Source organism: Thermonema lapsum (genome assembly GCF_011761635.1).
Classification (GTDB): Bacteria; Bacteroidota; Bacteroidia; order Cytophagales; family Thermonemataceae; genus Thermonema; species Thermonema lapsum.
Window position 1 is genome coordinate 1053420 of the sequence record NZ_JAASRN010000001.1, and the last position, 19440, is coordinate 1072859.

17 protein-coding genes, 1 tRNA gene and 2 riboswitches are annotated in these 19440 nt (G+C 49.8%); of the genes, 5 read left to right on the forward strand and 13 right to left on the reverse strand.

Annotated features, from left to right (window positions below; all coding sequences use genetic code 11):
- The first annotated feature begins 232 nt into the window (after window positions 1-232).
- Window positions 233-511, forward strand: a complete 279-nt coding sequence (locus FHS56_RS04685) for a hypothetical protein (RefSeq protein WP_166918694.1) — start codon at window positions 233-235, stop codon at window positions 509-511.
- A 162-nt stretch (window positions 512-673) separates the two neighbouring features.
- On the opposite strand, the gene FHS56_RS04690 is transcribed toward FHS56_RS04685, so the two are convergent.
- From FHS56_RS04690 to FHS56_RS04740, 11 genes are all read right to left on the reverse strand, one after another.
- Window positions 674-749 (reverse strand) — tRNA-Glu (locus tag FHS56_RS04690).
- Window positions 750-924: 175 nt separating this feature from the next.
- Window positions 925-2229, reverse strand: coding sequence for a nucleotide sugar dehydrogenase (locus FHS56_RS04695; protein WP_208409626.1), 1305 nt, complete (start codon window positions 2227-2229; stop codon window positions 925-927).
- A gap of 67 nt (window positions 2230-2296) precedes the next feature.
- Window positions 2297-3403: a HesA/MoeB/ThiF family protein gene (gene moeB / locus FHS56_RS04700; protein ID WP_166918695.1), complete on the reverse strand. Its 1107-nt coding sequence runs from the start codon at window positions 3401-3403 to the stop codon at window positions 2297-2299.
- Window positions 3372-4526, reverse strand: coding sequence for a 2-iminoacetate synthase ThiH (gene thiH, locus FHS56_RS04705; protein ID WP_166918696.1), 1155 nt, complete (start codon window positions 4524-4526; stop codon window positions 3372-3374). The genes moeB and thiH overlap by 32 nt, the downstream gene beginning before the upstream one ends.
- A gap of 11 nt (window positions 4527-4537) precedes the next feature.
- Window positions 4538-5305 (reverse strand): thiazole synthase, encoded by a 768-nt coding sequence (locus FHS56_RS04710; protein ID WP_166918697.1) that lies wholly within the window; start codon window positions 5303-5305, stop codon window positions 4538-4540.
- A 13-nt stretch (window positions 5306-5318) separates the two neighbouring features.
- Window positions 5319-5999, reverse strand: coding sequence for a thiamine phosphate synthase (locus FHS56_RS04715; RefSeq protein WP_166918698.1), 681 nt, complete (start codon window positions 5997-5999; stop codon window positions 5319-5321).
- Entirely contained in the window at window positions 5969-6574 is a 606-nt protein-coding gene (locus FHS56_RS04720) for a thiamine phosphate synthase (protein ID WP_166918699.1), read from the reverse strand. The genes FHS56_RS04715 and FHS56_RS04720 overlap by 31 nt, the downstream gene beginning before the upstream one ends.
- Complete coding sequence (gene thiC / locus FHS56_RS04725) at window positions 6537-8420, reverse strand: phosphomethylpyrimidine synthase ThiC (protein ID WP_166918700.1); 1884 nt, start codon at window positions 8418-8420, stop codon at window positions 6537-6539. The genes FHS56_RS04720 and thiC overlap by 38 nt, the downstream gene beginning before the upstream one ends.
- A gap of 39 nt (window positions 8421-8459) precedes the next feature.
- On the reverse strand, window positions 8460-8672 hold the full coding sequence (gene thiS, locus FHS56_RS04730; protein WP_166918701.1) for a sulfur carrier protein ThiS: 213 nt from the start codon (window positions 8670-8672) through the stop codon (window positions 8460-8462).
- A gap of 97 nt (window positions 8673-8769) precedes the next feature.
- Window positions 8770-8872, reverse strand: a riboswitch (TPP riboswitch).
- Between the two features lie 115 nt (window positions 8873-8987).
- Window positions 8988-9617 (reverse strand): peroxiredoxin, encoded by a 630-nt coding sequence (locus FHS56_RS04735; protein ID WP_038031444.1) that lies wholly within the window; start codon window positions 9615-9617, stop codon window positions 8988-8990.
- 61 nt (window positions 9618-9678) lie between these two features.
- A complete protein-coding gene (locus FHS56_RS04740) occupies window positions 9679-10122 on the reverse strand; it encodes a Fur family transcriptional regulator (protein WP_317165654.1) in 444 nt (147 codons plus the stop codon).
- Window positions 10123-10343: 221 nt separating this feature from the next.
- Between FHS56_RS04740 and nhaD the strand changes: the two genes are divergently transcribed.
- Entirely contained in the window at window positions 10344-11651 is a 1308-nt protein-coding gene (gene nhaD / locus FHS56_RS04745) for a sodium:proton antiporter NhaD (RefSeq protein WP_166918702.1), read from the forward strand.
- A 364-nt stretch (window positions 11652-12015) separates the two neighbouring features.
- Here the strand turns inward: nhaD and FHS56_RS04750 are convergent, their stop codons facing one another.
- Window positions 12016-13392, reverse strand: coding sequence for a M28 family peptidase (locus FHS56_RS04750; RefSeq protein WP_166918703.1), 1377 nt, complete (start codon window positions 13390-13392; stop codon window positions 12016-12018).
- 211 nt (window positions 13393-13603) lie between these two features.
- Window positions 13604-13712, forward strand: a riboswitch (SAM riboswitch).
- A 292-nt stretch (window positions 13713-14004) separates the two neighbouring features.
- Between FHS56_RS04750 and FHS56_RS04755 the strand changes: the two genes are divergently transcribed.
- The 3 genes from FHS56_RS04755 (at window position 14005) to FHS56_RS04765 (ending at window position 17667) form a co-directional block, all read left to right on the forward strand.
- A complete protein-coding gene (locus FHS56_RS04755) occupies window positions 14005-15318 on the forward strand; it encodes an O-acetylhomoserine aminocarboxypropyltransferase/cysteine synthase family protein (RefSeq protein ID WP_166918704.1) in 1314 nt (437 codons plus the stop codon).
- A 4-nt stretch (window positions 15319-15322) separates the two neighbouring features.
- Window positions 15323-16366, forward strand: coding sequence for a homoserine O-acetyltransferase family protein (locus tag FHS56_RS04760; RefSeq protein ID WP_166918705.1), 1044 nt, complete (start codon window positions 15323-15325; stop codon window positions 16364-16366).
- 65 nt (window positions 16367-16431) lie between these two features.
- Window positions 16432-17667, forward strand: a complete 1236-nt coding sequence (locus FHS56_RS04765; RefSeq protein ID WP_166918706.1) for a homoserine dehydrogenase — start codon at window positions 16432-16434, stop codon at window positions 17665-17667.
- A gap of 99 nt (window positions 17668-17766) precedes the next feature.
- Here the strand turns inward: FHS56_RS04765 and FHS56_RS04770 are convergent, their stop codons facing one another.
- Window positions 17767-19410: a CTP synthase gene (locus FHS56_RS04770; RefSeq protein WP_166918707.1), complete on the reverse strand. Its 1644-nt coding sequence runs from the start codon at window positions 19408-19410 to the stop codon at window positions 17767-17769.
- Window positions 19411-19440 lie beyond the last annotated feature (30 nt).

Here is a 19440-nt window from a genome sequence, read left to right on the forward strand (position 1 = left end):
TGAATATTTTGCCATTAGTAAATTCAATCTATGAGGGTCTCGCTTTCTAAGTTAAAAAAACTGCATCTTTTGGAAAATTTTCTGAATCATTACCTAAAGAAAACAACTAACTCGCTGCACAGCAACTTATCCAGAGAGCAAAGCCCTGACAGGTTTTGAAAACCTGCCAGGGCTTGCTTGTAGCGCCCGAGCGTTTACAAAGGTAAGCGCATACAAAGCCCGCAACAGCAGCATGGCACTTATTCACTCGCCCACCATCACAAAAGCGCCCCAAAAATACGGCGCGCCGTACTTCTCTTTGAGTTTGTTTTGTGCCTGTGTGAATGCCTCTCTCTCAGACGAAGCATTTATGGAAGGTATGCAAGCTTATGCCTCTTGGGGAGAACAGAACCGACCTCATCGCCTGCTGCTGGATAACCGGCAGATGCATTATATCATATCACCCAAAATGCAAGAATGGGTTGCTCAACACATCTCTCCTCGCACTCATTGTGTGAAGCGTATGGGGTAGTTGTATCGCCAGACCTCTTTGCAGGAATTTCTGCAGAAGAAGGGTTGGATGAAATAGGCGAAGTGCGCACCATGCAGAGGCGTATTTTCCAAGATGTAGAGACTGCCAGACAATGGCTGACGGAAGAATAAAGTAAAAAGGGCGACCTTCTGAAGTCGCCCTTGGTGACCCGTACGGGACTCGAACCCGTGTTTCCACCGTGAAAGGGTGGCGTCCTAGACCGCTAGACGAACGGGCCCTGTGTCATTTTGCTTTGCAAAGGTAATCTATCTTTCCGTGCCCTCCAAATAAATTAGCATTTTTTTTCAAAATCCGAACTATTAGATTGCTTTTTAAGCAGTTGCTTAAAAAAGACAAATAACAGGAAGCCACCCCTACGGTAGGGGTTGGCTTTAGCCTTTCATTCAAGGCATCTACAAGCTCCAATATCTACAAGAAACTTTTTCTGCTATCTTACGCCAGATGCCTTTCAGGTCTATCAAGACACCAGCGGGCTGCAATAGTGCCTTGAGTTCTTTTTCCTGCCACGCTTTGTATTCATTATGAGGCACAGCCAATATGATGGCTTGATAAGGTCCCTCTGGTGCTGCACTTAGTTTTAGACCATACTCCTCTTCCACTTCTTCACTTTCGGCGTGAGGGTCAATGATGCTCACATTTAAGTGAAAAGACTGCAACTCATGCACCAAGTCCGCTACTTTGGAATTGCGTATGTCCTTTACGTTTTCCTTGAAAGTGATGCCAGCAACCAGTACTTTGGCAGTACGTAAATCGTGCCCTTCTTCTAAGAGCAATTGCACTACTCGCTTGGCTACGTGCGCTGCCATACGGTCGTTGATACCTCGCCCGCTCAGTATCACTTCGGGGTAGTGCCCAATGGCTTTAGCCTTGTAAGTCAAATAATAAGGGTCCACGCCTATGCAATGCCCACCTACCAAACCCGGCACAAAACGCAGAAAATTCCACTTGGTAGCGGCTGCTTCCAACACATCGTAGGTATTGATGTTCATTTTGTCGAATATCATCGACAACTCGTTCATCAGAGCAATATTCAAGTCGCGTTGTGTGTTTTCTATGACCTTGGCTGCTTCTGCCACCTTGATGGAAGGGGCGCGGTGCACGCCGGCATCCACCACCAGCCCATACACCCGAGCAACGGTATCGAGCGACTCGGGGCAACAAGCTGCTACTACCTTTACTATCGTACGCAAAGTGTGCTCTTTGTCGCCCGGATTGATACGCTCCGGTGAATACCCCACCTTAAAATCGCGGCATGCCTTCAATCCCGAGAGGCGTTCCAAAATAGGTACACAGTCCTCTTCGGTGCAGCCCGGATAGACCGTAGATTCATATACTACATAATCGCCTTTCTTCAATACTTTTCCCACTGTTTCTGTAGCTGAAAGCAAGGGGCGTAAATCGGGCTGAGTATGGCGGTCAACAGGCGTGGGCACTGCTACTATATAAAAACGCGCCTGCTGCAAGTCCTCTATCTTGTCTGTAAAAAGTATGTCTTTTCCTTCAAAATCGGTAGAGGGAAGCTCACCGCTCGGGTCTATAGCTTGGCGCATCATGGCTATGCGCTTGCTGTTGATGTCAAAACCAATGACACGCACCTTTTCGGCAAAAGCCAAGGCGAGGGGCAAACCTACATACCCCAAGCCAATAACAGCAATGGGCGCTTTTTTCTCAATGATTTCTTGGTACAGTTGACTCATGTATTTTCAAGTGCTTTTGCAAGATAAAAGATGTACAAAGGTAAAAAGATTGGCTTTTTCACGTATATTATTTCATGCCATGGCACTCAGGGGCTAAGTTGCGGTAGTGCCGCAGGGCATTCAGCCCGCCTTCGAGCACCCAAAACTCATATTGCGGATAACGCTGCTGGAGCCGTGCTGCTGCCTGTCGTGCACGGACGCCCCCCTGACAAAGTACCACCAACGTTTGGGTATGTGCAGGCGGCGCAAAACGTTGCTCCACCTCTGACAAAGGACACAAAACCCCTCCTATATTTTCTTGCGCATATTCTTCCTCTGTGCGCACATCCAACAAAGCAAAAGGCTTGTGCTCTGCCTGCCACTTCAAAAAATCTTCCACTTTTAAAACACGCACCGTTTCGGCAGAGCAAGTCCATTCTATCGGACGAATAGCGTCTATGTTCAGATTGTCAGGGTTGGGGTAAAAGTGAAAGGTTTCCGTTCGGTTATGAAGTAAGTCTATGGTCATCAAGGTGTTCACCAAGGGCTTAGCGATGCCCGTTAGCAACTTGATGACTTCGGTGGCTTGCCACAAGCCTACGACTCCCGGCAACACGCCCAGTACACCGGCTTCGCTGCAAGCAGGCATCTGGTGGGGCAAAGGGGGTTCAGGAAATAAGCAACGGTAAGTAGCACTTCCCTGATAGTTAAACACTGCCACTTGCCCTTCGAAGCGGAAAACTGCCCCGTAAACGAGCGGTCGCCGGGCAATCACACAAGCATCGTTGACCAAATAGCGGGTAGCGAAGCTGTCGCTTCCGTCAACCACCACATCAAAACGGGCAATCAGCTCGACGGCATTTTCTGCCGTCAAAAAAAAGGGATAAACCTCATAGGTTATCAAGGGATTGAAAGCCCTTAAGCGCTCCGCTGCGGTCTCTGCTTTGTTTTTGCCTATGTCGGCGGGGGTATAAAGTGGCTGGCGCTGCAGGTTAGACAAAGAGACCGTGTCGCCATCTACGATGCCTATGGTCCCCACGCCGGCAGCTGCCAGATATTGCAGCACGGGACACCCCAGCCCCCCGGCACCTATTACCAACACTTTGGCTTGTTTAAGACGCAGCTGGGCATCCAAACCAAAGCCCTGCAGGCGCAGGTGCCGGTCATATCGCAAGTTTTCCTCTGTCGAAAGCATGTTTGGCTTGATTTAAAAATAAAGAAGCATCCCAATCTTTCCATACTGCTTCGTAGCCCTGCCGCCGAATCATAGCAGCCACTTCTTGCGGGCTACGCGTGTCGTCAATCTCAAACTGCTCGAGCGTTTGCGGGTCCACGGCATACCCCCCGGGGTTGGTGCGCGAACCGGCACTCATCGAAGTAATCCCCAACTTAAGCACATGGTCGCGAAACTTGGGCGACTCACGCGTAGAAAGAGACAGCTCTACATCGCTATCGAACAAGCGGTAGGCACAAATCAATTGCACCAGTTCGCGGTCGGTGATGTGCACCTTAGGCTCAAAGGCTCCTTCGTGCGGGCGCAAGCGCGGAAAAGAAATAGAATATTTGGTTTGCCAATAGACTCGTTTCAGGTAGTCTAAATGCAATGCCACAAAGAAGCTGTCGGTGCGCCAGTCTTCCAGCCCAATGAGTGCCCCCAAGCCTATTTTATGAATGCCAGCACGCCCCAAGCGGTCTGGAGTGTCTAAGCGGTAAAAGAAATTCGATTTTTTTCCTTTGGGATGGTATTCCTTATAGGTCGCCTGACGATAAGTTTCTTGATACACCAAAACAGCATAAACCCCCTTTTCTACCAGCCGACGGTAGTCTTCTTCTTCGAGTGGCTGCACCTCCATCGATACATTGGCAAAATGCGGCACTATCAGGTCTAAGGCATGCTCGAAATACGCCATGCCCACCGTGTTGTTGGCTTCACCTGTTACCAACAACACATGCTCGAAGCCCATGGCTTTGATAGCCTCTATTTCACGGTAAATTTCAGCATCGTTCAGCGTACGGCGCGGAATTTTATTGCTAAAGCTAAACCCACAATAGGTACATATGTTTTGGCACTCATTCGAAAGATAAAAGGGCACATACAAACTGATGACTTTGCCAAAGCGCTGTACGGTCAGACGATGGCTCAGCTGTGCCATTTGTTCCAAGTAAGGGGCTGCTGCGGGCGAAATAAGCGCTTTAAAATCTTCTATGTCGCGCTTTTGCTTTCGCAGGGCGCGTTCCACATCGAAGCTTGTTTTGCGGTAGATGCTTTCTTGCACCTCCTCCCAAGTATATTGTTCAAATACTGCTTTGAAAGTCATGGCGGTGAGGGTTAAAGTTCATCTAAGAATTGAGTGAGGGGGCTGGTAGGCGATGCTTTCAGCCCAGCTGCGGCAGGCTTGGCTTCATAAGCCATGCGCCCGGCTTCCACTGCCAAGCGAAAAGCCTTTGCCATGAGCACGGGGTCGTCGGCAGCAGCTATTGCCGTATTGACCAAGACGGCATCGGCGCCCAATTCCATTGCCCAGGCGGCATCAGAAGGGGTGCCTATGCCGGCATCTACAACTACCGGCACCTGACTCTGCTCAATGATGATTTCAAGAAACACCTTGGTTTCCAGCCCAAGATTACTGCCTATGGGTGCGCCCAAAGGCATGACGGCAGCGGCTCCTGCTTCTTCGAGCCGCTTACACAACACAGGGTCAGCATGCACGTAGGGCAGCACCACGAAACCACGCTTCGCCAGCTCGGCAGTGGCTTTGAGCGTCTCCACCGGGTCGGGCATCAGATAACGCGGGTCTGGGTGTATTTCCAATTTCACCCAGTTGGTTTCTAAGGCTTCACGCGCCAGTTCGGCAGCAAATACAGCCTCCTCGGCGGTACGTACCCCCGACGTATTGGGCAAGAGGTGAAGCCCCTCCCAGTCGAGATACGGTAAAATGTCGTCGTCTTTGGCTTGCATGTCTATGCGCTTGAGCGCGACGGTTACCAGCTCCGAACCACTGGCTTTGAGGGCTTCTTGCATGAGCGTGGCATTGCTAAATTTGCCTGTGCCCGTAAAAAGACGTGAACGAAATGTTTTGTCGGCTATTTTCAACATGGTTTCTCGGCTTTTATGATGAATAATCAGCGGAGCGGCACAGCTCCGCCTCGATGGTGTCCAGCACTCGGCGGGCTTGTGCCTTCCGGTCAGAAGCATGGGCTATGAAGCCGGAAAGGGCAATCCCCCACACCCCGCTACGTAACAAAGCAGGAATGTCTTCCAAGCGAATCCCCCCAATGGCAATGACGGGGATACTGAGAGCGGCTGCTTTCATCTGCTGCATAAGCCGCTTATATCCTTCCAAGCCCAAAGTAGGGCTTAACTTTTCTTTGGTTTGCGTGAAACGATAAGGACCCAGCCCCACATAACTGACAGGATAAAGCGCATGGGCTTGTATGTCCTCAAAAGTATTGGCAGTAGCTCCTACCAAAGCCCGCTGCCCCATGCAATGAAACACTTGGTTTAAAGGCATATCCTCTTTTCCCACATGTACGCCGTCGGCGCCTATACGAGCGGCGACCTCCACGTAATCGTTCAGGATAAGACAGGCAGCAGCACTCCGTGTCATCTCCAAAGCACGGCGAGCGGTCTCTTCTACCACTTGCAGACTTTGTTTTTTCATGCGCAGTTGCACCCAACGCACACCAGCAGTCAATACTTCCTCTATCTGCTGCAAATGCTCACGGGGTGTTTCTCCCTGTGTGATAAAATGCAGTCGTGCTACACTTGCACGTTTTGAAATGTCTTCCATGCTTTTAGCGGATTTTTTGCGTTCCATATGTATCCCAACACTGCTGCCCTACGGATGCCCAAACGGGCAAGATGAGGCAAGTGCTGTGGTGTAATGCCCCCTAAAGCCACCACTTTGTCGAGAGGGCAATCAGGCGGTGGATGCCACAAGCCGACATTGGCGCCATAGTCTTTTTTTGAAAGGCTGTCGAAAAAAGGGCTCAACCACAAGTAATCATAAAGCGCATACAGCGCTTGATACTCTTCGTAGCTGTGTACCGAACAGCCCTTACAAGCGACCGGCAGCCTTGGGGGCTGCTGCCCGTGAAAGCCCGCCACCTCGTAGTGATTCAACAAGGTGGCATGGGCATGTAGGATGATACGGGGGTGATACGCTGCAGGCAAGCTGTCTAAGAAAGCGGCGGTCTGCCGCAAGTCCCAATGCTTCTTGCGCAGATGCAGGCGCTCCACTCCCGCTTCTAAAAGAGCCAATAGGGTGGCTTGCTCACCGGGCAGGTCGTCCGGCGAGCAAATGACAGCTATTTCAAAGCCACTGGGCTTAGAGATAAATCTCTTTTCCTTTCGATTTAAATTCATTGGCTTTTTCCTTCATCCCCTCTTCAATGGCTGTTTGCTCGTCAAGCCCTCTTTCTTCGGCATATTTGCGCACATCTTGGGTTATCTTCATAGAACAGAAATGCGGACCACACATAGAGCAGAAGTGTGCGATTTTTGCCCCTTCGGCAGGCAAAGTTTCATCATGAAATTCGCGGGCGGTGTCGGGGTCCAACGACAAGTTGAACTGGTCTTCCCAACGAAACTCAAAGCGTGCCTTGCTCAAGACGTTGTCTCGATACTGGGCGCCGGGGTGCCCTTTGGCAAGGTCGGCAGCATGAGCCGCTATTTTGTAGGCAATCACACCATCTTTTACATCTTTTTTATTGGGCAGCCCCAAGTGCTCTTTGGGCGTTACGTAGCAAAGCATGGCAGTACCAAACCAGCCAATCATAGCAGCCCCAATGGCAGAGGTGATGTGGTCATAGCCGGGTGCTATGTCGGTAGTCAAAGGACCTAAGGTATAAAAAGGTGCTTCATGGCAAATCTCCAGCTGTTTGTCCATATTTTCTTTGATGAGGTGCATGGGCACGTGTCCGGGTCCTTCAATCATCACCTGCACGTCGTGTTTCCATGCAATCTTGGTCAGTTCGCCCAGTGTTTCCAGCTCGGCAAATTGCGCTTCATCGTTGGCGTCGGCAATAGAGCCGGGACGCAAACCGTCGCCCAAAGAAATAGATACATCGTAGGCTTTGAGTATTTCGCAGATTTCTTCGAAGTGGGTATAAAGGAAATTCTCTTTGTGATGCGCCAAACACCACTTTGCCAAGATAGAGCCCCCACGCGAAACAATGCCGGTTACGCGCTTGGCAGTGAGCGGTATGTAACGCAACAGCACGCCAGCATGAATGGTGAAGTAGTCCACGCCTTGTTCACACTGCTCAATGAGGGTGTCTCGGTAAATTTCCCAAGTGAGCTCTTCGGCTTTTCCACCTACTTTTTCCAGTGCCTGATAAATAGGCACGGTGCCTATAGGCACAGGCGAGTTGCGCAAAATCCATTCGCGGGTTTCGTGTATGTTGGCACCCGTAGAGAGGTCCATGATGGTATCTGCCCCCCAACGACATGCCCACACAGCTTTTTCCACTTCTTCTTCTATTGATGAACTCACTGCCGAGTTGCCTATGTTGGCATTGATTTTCACTAAGAAATTACGCCCGATAATCATCGGTTCCGATTCGGGGTGGTTGATGTTGGCAGGAATGATAGCCCGCCCGCGTGCTACCTCCTCACGCACAAATTCGGGGGTAATGACCTCGGGGATGGAAGCGCCAAAGCTGTTGCCTTTGTGTTGCTTCCAAAGCGCATTGAATTTGTTGCTCTTCGAGCGCATTTCGTCAATGCGCATGTTTTCACGAATGGCTACATATTCCATTTCCGGTGTGATGATGCCTTGCTTGGCATAGTGCATCTGTGTAACAATTTTTCCGGGTTTGGCACGCAGGGGCTTACGGATATGCTCAAAACGCAAGTGTGCCAGCTTGGGGTCGCTTAGGCGCTGTTTGCCATAGTCGGAAGTGGGCGCTTCCAGCTCTTCCACGTCGCCACGCGCACGTATCCACTCTTCACGCACACGCGGCAGCCCTTTGGTAATGTCTATTTCAACGTTGGGGTCGGTATAGGGTCCACTGGTGTCATAAACGGTAATGGGTGGGTTTTCTTCGCGCTTTTCCACACCATTGAACTTGGTCACGGTATCGTGCAGGGTGATTTCACGCATCGCCACCTTGATGGGATGCAGCTTGCCTTCCACATATATCTTGCGGGAGCAAGGGAAGGGCTCGCGGGTGATAATCAACTGATTGGGTCTTTTTTGTTGTTTCTTCATAACAGTGTTTTTAATTGTTGAATGATGAAAAAAAAAGGTTCAACCACCTTGTGTGGCTCTGATAAGGGTTACACGGTCGTTGTCGTGGAGGATATGTTCAGCCCACTTGCTTTTGGGCACTACTTGCTCATTCACCGCCAAGGCTATACCGCGGTGTTGTTCTATGCCCAATAAATCGAGCAGTGCAATGAGTGTGGTTTGGGATGGGATGCTGCGCTCTTCCCGGTTTACTTGTATGCGTATTTGTTGCATGCGCTTATGCTTTTGTGTGAGTAAAAGCCTAAGCACCTTATAGGAGATGTGCTCAACCGGGAAGCAACAGAAAAGCGGGAATACCCCTTTCAACTTACTTTGCTGTTGCACCTTTTCCCTTCGCCGGCATTACCCGGATCAGGTAGTGAGGGTGTTTTCTCAGCCCAACCGGCAGTGGTTGAGCACCCCTAAGGTGCTATGGGTTAAAACAAAGTTAAAAAAAGATTGGTTTTCTGCAAAATCAAAAAAGGGGCTATAAAGCCCCTTTCTGGTTTTTTGTCTGTTTTTCTTTTTTTTTTTTATCGAAAAACTGGATTAGTGCTTCGACAAGTACTCAGCTACGCCTTCCCGATTGGGCTTCATAGCTTCCTCGCCCTCTTTCCAGTTGGCGGGGCACACCTCGCCATGTTTTTCCACATAGCGGATGGCATCCAAGATACGCAGCGCCTCATCGATATTGCGTCCCAAGGGGAAGTCGTTGATTACCTGATGGCGCACGATACCCTCTTTGTCGATGATGAAAGTACCACGCAAAGCGATAGGAGCACCCACGAAGATTTGGTTTCCTTCTTCGTCATAATCATAATGACCAGCCAATACGCCGTAGTTCATGGCGATGGTCTTTGAAGCATCGGCTACCAGCGGATAAGTTACCCCCTGAATGCCACCTTGGTTCTTGGGAGTGTTCAACCAAGCCAAGTGCACCTCTTCGGTGTCAGTAGAGCAGCCTACCACCACGGCATCACGTTTTTCAAACTCGGCAAGTTTCTCTTGGAATGCCAAGATTTCAGTAGGACATACAAAGGTGAAGTCCTTAGGATAGAAGAAAAAAACCACGTATTTTTTGCCAAGATACTGCTCCAGAGAAAAGTTTTCTACGATTTCTTCGCCGTTAATAACAGCAGGAGCAGTAAATTTCGGGGCTTTTTGCAGTACTAAGTTCATAGTCTGTTTTTTTGTTTTTTTTATGGTTTATGTGAAGTGAAAAACTATTTTAAGCAAAGCCTTAAGACTCTATGCCGAGCTTGGCTTCGCGACGACGCGCCGTAATTTGCAATTGTACGCCAATGACTTCCAGCCCAGACAGTCGCTTCTTTTTCAAGTACTCTTCCAGCAAAGCATTCAGCTCGGCGTCGTCCCAGTCTATGATTTCGCCGGTGTCTTCACAAAAAATATGATGGTGCATGTCTATGCGGGCATCGAAGCGCAGTGTGCCGTCTTCGCAGGGTACACGCCGAATTAAGCCTTTTTCTACGAAGGTGTCCAGCGTCTTATACACAGTACCTAAGGAAATCGTTGGGTGGTCGGGAAGAATCATACGATAAAGCTGCTCAGCACTCAAGTGGCTACGGCTATCGTACAACGCTTTGTATATAACCAAACGTTGCTGCGTAGCCTTTAAGCCGGCTTCTGCCAGTTTGCTTTGGATATCCACTAAACTAATGCTCACTATCAATCGATAATTTATACTACCTCACATTTTTTTGCAAAGCTAAGCATTAAACATGGGACTGTCAAGCGAGGTTCCCTGTGACCCGCTGCGTCTTGTTTTAAAGCATTGTAAAAAAATACTATTTAAAGTGGCTATCTTACAAGTGAATTTGCTTTTTTACAAATTGCCTGTAATTTTGGCTTGCCTTTCATTCAAGAACCCGATTTAAATACTTGTCTATGGAAATTGCTATCATATCTGTTTTTGTAGTGGGGTATCTTGCTATTGCGCTTGAACATCCCATACGCATCAACAAAACAGCCACGGCTATCCTTACGGCTACTGTGTGTTGGACAATCTTTGCGCTCTCGTCTCATGAAATTCACCATGTGGAAGAAGGGCTCGGCAAACACTTAGAAGAAGCTGCCCAAATTTTGTTTTTCCTGATGGGAGCCATGACCATTGTAGAATTTATAGATGTACACGAAGGCTTCCGTCTGATTACCGACCGCGTACGCACCAAAGACGCCACAAGGCTGCTGTGGATTATCTCTTTGATTACCTTTGTCCTGTCGCCTATATTGGACAACCTCACCACTTCTATAGTGATGATGTCTTTGACACAAAAGCTCATCAGTGACCGCGAAAGGCGTCTCTTCTTTGGGGGTATGATTGTGATTGCTGCCAATGCAGGTGGTGCCTGGTCGCCTATAGGTGACGTAACCACTACCATGCTCTGGATTAAAGGTTTCATTTCAGCTCATGGCATCGTTACCTCTCTATTTCTACCCAGCTTGGTCTGCTTGCTGGTACCTTTGATAATCACCTCTTTGATGATGCCCAAAGCCGAAGTGGTGCGCCCCGAGCATGCCAAAGATAAGAACGGCAAATATGAAAATCTTACCGGCAGCCGCGTCATGTTGATTACAGGCATCTTAGCACTCATTTCAGTACCTGTATTTAAAACCATCACCCACTTGCCACCCTATATGGGTATGATGCTGGGTCTTAGTATCGTATGGATTGTGTCGGAAATTATCAACAGCGACAAAGACGAAGAAGAACGCAAAGAGTTTTCAGCTGCTAAAGCCTTGTCCCGTATCGATACTGCGAGCATACTGTTCTTCCTTGGTATTTTACTTGCCATTGGCAGCCTTCAGGAGATTGGCGCCCTGCGGACCATGGCAGAATACTTGGATGCCACCATCAAGAACCCAGTATTCATTAACTTGATTATCGGGGTGCTGTCTGCTATTATAGACAACGTGCCGCTGGTAGCCGGTGCTATGGGTATGTATGACTTAGCAGCAAGCGGCATTTATGCTACTGACGGGCTATTCTGGGAATTTCTTGCCTATACTGCCGGAACCGGGGGTAGCTTACTTATCATCGGCTCGGCAGCGGGTGTTGCCGTGATGGGCATGGAAAAGATAGATTTTATCTGGTATCTGAGAAAAATGACTTTCTTGGCATTGATTGGCTATCTGGCAGGTGCTGTGGTGTATCTGCTACTTGAACAATTCAGTACCTTGGCTGCTATGTTCTAAGTAATTCCTAAAAATCTTCTCTATTCTAAAGGCGTCTTCTGGCAGGAAGACGCCTTTCTTTTTGCTGAATATCGCAGGGCAGGCATCAGCACTTGCCAAGCTCTCTGCCCCCTGCCTTACTTTAAAGGTTTCAGTAAAGTAAAACAGACTTTTAAGAGTTAAGAGAAGGAAAGATGCTTCTTCAAAACTGTGTATGAGAGTTGCGCCTATGTCGTTCGGACAAACTTCATGAGCATCGACGGTGCAGTCTTTTACGAATCTTGATGGAAGGGAATTACCTTCTTTTTTCTTTTTTCAAGAGCGGCAAAAACCGCTGAGCCCTGCCGGCTAACGCCAACAGGGCATGCGTACAGTTTCCGTTTTATTAGTGCAGCATTCCTTGATTGGCAAGATAGATAAGGCTTGCCATGGCTGCTGCACCAAGCGCCAGCTCACGCCGGTTGATTTTATCGAAAGTATCGATGGCTGTATGGTGATAGTCGAAGTAGCGCTGCGAATCAGGGCGCAAGCCCGCTAAGATAGTGGCACTGCCTTTTAAAGGACTGATGTCGGCACCACTGCCGCCCAAACGGAAAATATGCAAGCCGTAGGGTTCTAACATATTTTTCAGATAGTTCTGTATGCGGCGAAAGTGCTCCGGTGTCATGTCAAAGCTAAAACCACGGGGCGAAAAACCGCCAGCGTCGGATTCTAATGCCAACAAGTGATGCTCGCCACGCTCGCGCACCATACGCGCATATTCTATGCCCCCACGCAGACCGTTCTCTTCATTCATGAATAAGACCACGCGCCAAGTGTAACGCGGCTTCACACCCAGTTGGCGCAAGATACGCACAGCTTCTACCGACTGCACACAACCGGCACCATCGTCATGCGCACCATCGCCATTGTCCCATGCATCGAGGTGCCCGCCTACGGCAATGACTGTATCGCGCCGCTCGCCCCACACTTCCCCTATTACATTGTAAGAGAGCACATCGGGCAACATACGGCAATGCGTTTCGATAAAGAGACGAGTAGAAGGGTCTTGCCGCAATAAAGCACTCAGCTGCTCTGCCCCTCTGGTGCTGATAGCCACAGCAGGAATGGCAGGCACGCCTTGTTCATAGCGCAGCGCACCGGTGTGGGGCTCATCGTCGAGGGCGGTACCCATCGAGCGCACTACCACAGCCACTGCCCCCAATTTGGCGGCTTCCGAAGCACCCGACACACGATAACGCACCGCCTCACCATAAGCAGAAAAAGTCTCAATGTGATGCTGTTTCATGGGCACATTGAAAAACACTATTTTGCCCTCTACTTTCTTCCGCCCTAAGGCTTTGAGCTCGTCGAAGCTGTGCACTTCCACTACCGGTGCCGAAATACCCCCCTCACCCGTTCCTACGGAATTGCCTAAAGCACATACCCGCAAACTGATGCTGCCACGGTACGAGGATAAGGCACGTGCTTCTTCTTTGTCGCCACGCACCCAATGCGGCACCATCACCGGCTGCAAATAGACGGTGTCGAAAGGAAGCGTATCCATCACAGCACGCATGTATTCGACTGCTGCCGCCGCCTGTGGCGAACCACTCAAGCGCCCTCCGATGCGGTTGCTCAAATACTCCAGATAGTTGTAGGCGACGTGGCTTTCAAGGGCTTTTTCATAAATGCTGCGAATCAGCAGGGAGTCGTTCTGTGCTTGGGCGAACCGCCCTGTGCCCAAGCATAGGGCAAAAAACAGTAAAAAACGCTTCATCATGTTTTTCTTTAAGAACGCTGATGTGGTATATCTTGGTACGTCTCTTGCGCCGCCTTTGCGTTTTTTTAATTGCTCCGCCTGCCTCAGCAAGCATAAATGTTGATAACCAATACAGTCAGCAGAAATTTTAAAAAAAATTTGCACACTTCGTAAAGCTTCCTTATTATTGCACCATCTAACCTCTTACTTTTACTTTTCCGCAAAAGTAAAAGGTTTATAGAGAAGCGCTGAGAGAACGGGCTCTATGAAGCGCTGGCAACCTACCGCACGGCAAGGTGCCAAATCCCGCCTAAATGAAGGTCATTTAGGAAATATAAACCAAAAAAGTCATGATTCGCATCAACACCAAGAATTCAAACGCACAACCTGCCCCATCTTTCGCAGAAATTCTATTCTTCCCCTCCCTCTCTCTCCGCTTCTGCATGGCAGCCATGTGTTGTTGTTGCTGTTGTTGCATGTAATCCCACTCCCCATAGCGTCTTATCCTGACGGGCGCTTGCCGCAGTAGACGAATGCTGCGCATTTGCCCAAAGGGCTTTCCTTCTATTTCTATCGGGCACTTTACTTAGTCTAAATAAAGTTATTTGTTTCACCATAAACCATCAACCAGCTATGAGTAATTACCGTTTCGAAACCCTTCAGTTGCATGCCGGACAAGAGCCCGACCCAACCACTGGTGCTCGCGCCGTACCCATCTACCAAACCACCTCTTATGTGTTCAACGATGCAGAACACGGTGCCCGCCTCTTTGCACTGCAAGAGTTTGGTAACATCTACACCCGCATCATGAACCCCACCACGGATGTATTCGAGAAGCGCATTGCGGCACTCGAAGGTGGTGTGGCAGCCTTAGCCACGGCTTCTGGGCAGGCAGCTCAGTTCATTGCACTTACCAACATCTTGCAAGCCGGCGACAATTTTGTAACGACCTCCTATTTGTATGGCGGTACCTACAACCAGTTCAAAGTAAGCTTCAAGCGCTTGGGCATAGAAGCTCGCTTTGCCGAAGGCGACAAAGTAGAAAGCTTCGAACGCCTGATAGATGACAAGACCAAAGCCATTTACTTGGAAACCATCGGCAATCCGGGCTTCAACATCCCCGACTTTGAAGCCATTGCCAAACTGGCAGACCGCCACGGCATTCCTCTGGTAGTGGACAACACCTTTGGCGCGGCAGGTTACCTTTTCCGCCCCATTGACTACGGCGCAGCGGTGGTTACTGCCTCGGCTACCAAGTGGATTGGCGGACACGGCAACAGCATCGGCGGTGTGATTGTGGACAGCGGGCGTTTCAACTGGGGCAACGGCAAATTCCCGCAATTCACCGAACCCTCAGAAGGCTACCACGGCTTGGTCTTTTGGGATGCCTTCGGACCCAACAGCCCCTTTGGTAATATAGCCTTTATCATCCGTGCACGTGTCGAAGGGCTACGCGACTACGGTCCCAGCCTCAGCCCCTTCAATGCTTTCCTGTTATTGCAAGGCTTGGAGACCCTGTCGTTGCGGGTGCAGCGACACGTAGACAACGCCCTAACACTGGCACGTTGGCTCGAACAACACGAGCAGGTAGAGTATGTAAATTACCCGGGCTTGGAAAGCAGCCCCTATCATCAATTAGCAAAAAAATATCTGCGCAATGGCTTCGGGGGAGTGCTCACCTTCGCCATCAAAGGAGGAAAACAAAAAGCGGCTGCTTTCATCAACCATCTGAAGCTTGCCAGCCACTTAGCCAACGTGGGCGATGCCAAAACACTGGTGATTCACCCGGCATCGACCACCCACCAGCAGTTGAGCGAAGCCGAACAACGCAGCGCCGGCGTGGAACCCAATTTGATACGCGTGTCTGTGGGCATCGAGCATATCGACGACATCATCGCCGACTTCGAGCAGGCTTTTGAGAAAATAAGCACAGCAGTGACCGTCTAAAAGAATGTTAAAGACCTTCCAATATCAGGCACCTTTTATTACCGAGGGTGGCGATACCCTCGAGGGGCTTACGGTGGCATACCGCACCTACGGGCAGCTGAATGCAAGCGCCGACAATGTGGTGTGGGTATGCCATGCCCTCACAGGCAGTGCAGACGTTGACCGTTGGTGGGCAGGGCTCTTTGGCAAAGGGCGCCTGCTCGACCCAGAGCGGCAATTTATCGTTTGCGCCAATATGCTTGGTTCATGCTACGGCTCGACCAACCCGCTGTCTCCCAATCCTTCAACCGGCATACCTTACTATTATGACTTTCCTGTACTTACCAACCGGGACATCATGCGGGGATTCGAGCTACTGCGCCGCCACTTGGGCATCCGCCGCATTCGCTGCCTTATTGGGGGGTCTATGGGTGGGCAACAGGCTCTCGAGTGGCTCATTGAAGTTCCTCATCTCTTCGATTCGGCTTACTTGATTGCCTGCAATGCCCGCCATTCTGCTTGGGGCATTGCTTTCAATGAGGCGCAGCGCATGGCTATAGAGTCCGACAGCAGCTGGGGACAGCGCACTCCCGATGCCGGGCTGAAAGGCATGGAAGCTGCCCGTGCTTGCGCCATGCTTTCCTATCGCCACTATCAAACCTATGCGCTCACGCAAAGCGAGGCAGAGGAATACTCTCCCACAGGCAACTTTCGAGCAGCCTCCTATCAAAGGCACCAAGGCAAGAAGTTGCGTGAACGCTTCCATGCGTTCAGTTATTGGTGGTTGTCGAAAGCTATGGACAGTCATGACGTGGGGCGTGGGCGGGGCGGTGTGGAAGCAGCGCTGGAGCGCATACGTGCGCAGGTGCTCGTGCTGGGCATCAGTACCGACATCCTGTTTCCGCTTGCCGAACAGCAACTGCTGGCAAAGTACATCCCCCATGCACATCTGCGCATTTTGCATTCAGTATATGGGCACGACGCCTTCTTGATTGAAACCGATGCCGTCGAGCGCTTTTATTTCGATTGCTTTGCTCAAACTGAAAGTTGTTTGTTTCCTGTGTCATAGGTGAAGCTACCACTACATTTTCATTTACCATCTATCTCTTTCTTTCATCATAAATTCAACCAGCTATGAGTGATTTTCCTGTTCAAATTGGATTGTTTGGTTTCGGTTGCGTGGGGCAAGGATTTTACCGTATCTTTCAGGAGCAACAAAGTGAAGTACAGGCTCAAATACGGAAAATAGTAGTAAAGAACCCCAACAAAGAACGACCCATTGCTACCGGCAAATTTTATTTTCAAGCTCAAGACATACTCAACGACCCCACCATCCGCTTGGTAGTTGAGGCTATTGATGATGCCGAGGCGGCTTATCATATTGCCAAAACGGCATTGCAATCAGGCAAGCATGTGGTCAGTGCCAATAAAAAAATGGTGGCGCTTTACGGGAACGAGTTGCGAGCTTTGGCACACAGCCAGCAACGCACTTTCCTCTATGAGGCAGCCGTAGCCGGAAGCATACCTATCCTGCAGCTGCTGCAGCACTACTACCGCTATGACCGCATCGAATGGTTGCGCGGCATCATCAACGGCTCTACCAACTTTATCCTTAGCAAGATGCATAGCGAAGGAGTTACCTACGAAGCTGCCCTACAGGAGGCGCAAGCCTTGGGCTTTGCCGAATCAGACCCCACGCTGGATGTCGAAGGCTTCGATGCCGTCTATAAACTCAGCATCTTACTGTATCATGCTTTTGGCATAGAGGCATCGCCCGAGCAGCTTTTACGCCAAGGCATTCATCATCTCGACCCACTAACTACTGGCTACTGTACACGAAAAAAATACCGTATAAAGCTGCTTGCCCAAGCATATGAACGTAGCGACGGCAGCCTTACTGCCTTTGTACTTCCTGCCCTTTTGCCTGTTCAGGACCCCTTGGCAAGCGTAGAGCAAGAAGAAAATGCCATAGAACTAAGCTTACGCTATGCCCATCGGCAGTTATTGCGCGGCAAAGGCGCTGGCAGCACGCCCACCGGCGCCGCAGTGATGGCAGACGTAGCGCGCGTGTTGAAAGGGTATATAGCCACCGGCAAGGTGAACATTAAGCGCTATTTCTACGAAGAAGAGATGCTTCCCTTGTGGGTAAGCGGAAACAGTAGCGCCCGCCGAGTGCTGCAGCATTTCCCTTTTCATGAGCTGCACGCGCAAATAAGCGATGCCTTTGGCTTTGCCTTCGAAGGATATGCCCGTTATGACCAAGTGCGCGATTTCCTGCAAAAACATCCTCAAACAGGCATCTTTGTGGCATACCATCCACAGCTCACGCGACAGAGAGTAAAGCAAGCGAGCACCTTGCTATCCGTATAGTCAGAAAGCAAAAGGCAGCACACACAAGGGAAGGCATGCAGCAAAAGGACAGTCGCCTTGCTTGGCATGCCTTCTTATGCTTGTTTGCTTTGAGGATACTCATTTCGATGCAAGCACCTCGCCAGTGCGGGATTGTGCATAGCTGCGCGCTGCCTGCACAAATTTCATAAACAGCGGATGCGGGTTCATCACTGTGCTTTTCAACTCAGGATGAAACTGCACAGCCACAAACCAAGGGTGGTCTTCTATCTCTACTATCTCTACCAAATTCTTATCGGGGTTGATGCCAGTTGCTCGCATCCCGTGTTTTTCAAATAACTCACGGTATTCGTTATTGAACTCATAGCGGTGGCGGTGGCGCTCACTGATTTTTGTTTTGCCATATGCCTGATACGCTTTGGAGCCCTTCTCCAGAACGCAGGGATATGCTCCCAAGCGCATGGTTCCTCCCTTGTCTTGAATATGTTTTTGCTCTTCCATCAGATGAATCACCGGATGAGGCGTTTCGGGGTTTACTTCCGTGGTATGGGCACCTTTCAAGCCTACCACATGACGGGCAAACTCTACTACGGCACATTGCATCCCCAAACAGATACCGAAAAAAGGCACTTTGTTTTCGCGGGCATAGCGCACTGCCAACACTTTGCCTTCGATGCCCCGCTCGCCAAACCCCGGTGCTACCAAGATGCCGTCTAAACTGGACAGCTTGCTTGCTATGTTTTCTTCAGACAGATGGTCTGACTGCACCCAGCGAATATTGACCTTGCATTCATTGTAAGCGCCGGCATGTACGAAAGCTTCTACAATGGATTTATAGGCGTCGCGCAGCTCTACATACTTGCCTACCAAGCCTATATTGACCGAAGAAGTGGGGTTTTTCAGCTTGCCCAAAAACTGTTTCCATGCTTCCATGTCGGGCTCGCGCTTGTGAGGCAGCTTAAGTTTGATAAGCACCCGTTCATCGAGTTTTTCCTTCAGCATCAACAAAGGCACATCATAGATGGTATCGGCGTCGATGGCTTCAATCACCGAATTGACATTCACATTGCAGAACAGGGCTATTTTTTTTCTTATTTCGGTCGGAAGGGGATATTCTGTGCGGCAAACGAGTATATCGGGCTGAATGCCTGTTTGCAGCAGTTCTTTGACCGAGTGCTGTGTGGGTTTGGTTTTCAGCTCGCCCGCCGATTTCAAGTAAGGGACCAGCGTCAAATGCACGACCAGCGAGTTGTTGAAGCCTACCTCCCAACGGAACTGACGCAGTGCCTCCAAAAAAGGAAGCGACTCTATGTCGCCCACGCAACCGCCTATTTCAGTAATGACAATGTCGTAATTCCCGGTGTCGGCAAGTTTACGGAAGTTGGCTTTAATTTCATCGGTAATATGAGGCACCACCTGCACGGTTTTGCCTAAATAAGCCCCTTGGCGCTCTTTGGTAATGACTGAGTAGTAAATGCGCCCTGTCGTTACGTTGTTGGCTTGTGAAGTGGCAATATTCAAAAAACGCTCGTAATGCCCTAAGTCCAAGTCTGTCTCGGCGCCATCGTCAGTCACGTAACACTCGCCATGCTCATAGGGGTTGAGCGTGCCCGGGTCTACGTTGATGTAGGGGTCAAACTTCTGAATGGTTACCGAAAAGCCCCGTGCCTGTAAGAGTTTCGCCAGAGAGGAAGCAATGATGCCCTTGCCTAAGGAAGAAGTAACGCCACCGGTTACGAAAATATATTTTGTTTGCGTGCCCATAATGGTTTTGCTTGTAAGGTTGTGTTTCTA

Coding starts and splice junctions, on each gene's coding strand:
- FHS56_RS04685 (WP_166918694.1), top strand. CDS start 233: ATGGCACTTATTCACTCGCCCACCATCACAAAAGCGCCCCAAAAATAC.
- FHS56_RS04695 (WP_208409626.1), bottom strand. CDS start 2,229: ATGAGTCAACTGTACCAAGAAATCATTGAGAAAAAAGCGCCCATTGCT.
- moeB (WP_166918695.1), bottom strand. CDS start 3,403: ATGCTTTCGACAGAGGAAAACTTGCGATATGACCGGCACCTGCGCCTG.
- thiH (WP_166918696.1), bottom strand. CDS start 4,526: ATGACTTTCAAAGCAGTATTTGAACAATATACTTGGGAGGAGGTGCAA.
- FHS56_RS04710 (WP_166918697.1), bottom strand. CDS start 5,305: ATGTTGAAAATAGCCGACAAAACATTTCGTTCACGTCTTTTTACGGGC.
- FHS56_RS04715 (WP_166918698.1), bottom strand. CDS start 5,999: ATGGAAGACATTTCAAAACGTGCAAGTGTAGCACGACTGCATTTTATC.
- FHS56_RS04720 (WP_166918699.1), bottom strand. CDS start 6,574: ATGAATTTAAATCGAAAGGAAAAGAGATTTATCTCTAAGCCCAGTGGC.
- thiC (WP_166918700.1), bottom strand. CDS start 8,420: ATGAAGAAACAACAAAAAAGACCCAATCAGTTGATTATCACCCGCGAG.
- thiS (WP_166918701.1), bottom strand. CDS start 8,672: ATGCAACAAATACGCATACAAGTAAACCGGGAAGAGCGCAGCATCCCA.
- FHS56_RS04735 (WP_038031444.1), bottom strand. CDS start 9,617: ATGAACTTAGTACTGCAAAAAGCCCCGAAATTTACTGCTCCTGCTGTT.
- nhaD (WP_166918702.1), top strand. CDS start 10,344: ATGGAAATTGCTATCATATCTGTTTTTGTAGTGGGGTATCTTGCTATT.
- FHS56_RS04750 (WP_166918703.1), bottom strand. CDS start 13,392: ATGATGAAGCGTTTTTTACTGTTTTTTGCCCTATGCTTGGGCACAGGG.
- FHS56_RS04755 (WP_166918704.1), top strand. CDS start 14,005: ATGAGTAATTACCGTTTCGAAACCCTTCAGTTGCATGCCGGACAAGAG.
- FHS56_RS04760 (WP_166918705.1), top strand. CDS start 15,323: ATGTTAAAGACCTTCCAATATCAGGCACCTTTTATTACCGAGGGTGGC.
- FHS56_RS04765 (WP_166918706.1), top strand. CDS start 16,432: ATGAGTGATTTTCCTGTTCAAATTGGATTGTTTGGTTTCGGTTGCGTG.
- FHS56_RS04770 (WP_166918707.1), bottom strand. CDS start 19,410: ATGGGCACGCAAACAAAATATATTTTCGTAACCGGTGGCGTTACTTCT.